Source organism: Vibrio sp. 10N.222.55.C6 (assembly GCF_041473395.1).
GTDB classification, from domain to species: Bacteria; Pseudomonadota; Gammaproteobacteria; order Enterobacterales; family Vibrionaceae; genus Vibrio; species Vibrio crassostreae_C.
Window position 1 is genome coordinate 1 of sequence record NZ_JBFRSD010001002.1, and the last position, 523, is coordinate 523.

Consider the following 523-nt stretch of genomic DNA (forward strand, 5'->3'; position numbering starts at 1 on the left):
ACCTTAATCCTTATTTGTTATAACCTATTACAGTAAAGCCTGAAGTTTGGTTAAAATGGACTCGGAATATAGCCCAGCTAAAACACCTATAATTAACCCTCCTGTAAGGTCCTCTACAGTAATAGCTTTAGTTGCCTCAGGTTTTCTGGACGCAAGCAGACTGATCACTAACCCCAACGCTATACTTCCACCTAAAACACCCCAATTAATTAGCGCTCCGTCAGAAGTTGATATAAGCGTATTTTTTATAATATACCCTACCGTAGCTCCGATCATTCCACCTGTAGGTACGGCAAAAGCAGAAGGAAAAATAGAAACCCTTGAAGTTGCTGTACGAGTGTGCACAACATCATCATTTAATTTATAAGTTGCTTTAAATGAAACATCCATTTTCTTTGATTTTAAGAGGTGAGGTGCTCTGTATGAAAACGGAAAAGTAATCGTGCTTCCAACAGGTAGAGAGATCCCTTTTGAAAACTGTTTACCTTGAACCTTTTCAAGACGATCCATCACTCTTTTTAAT

Annotated in this window: 1 protein-coding gene; it reads right to left on the reverse strand. The window is 38.2% G+C overall.

Going from position 1 to position 523, the window contains the following annotated elements:
• Nucleotides 1-27: 27 nt before the first annotated feature.
• A partial coding sequence (locus AB4486_RS27265; RefSeq protein ID WP_372119911.1) for a hypothetical protein occupies nt 28-523 on the reverse strand: 496 nt, incomplete at its 5' end.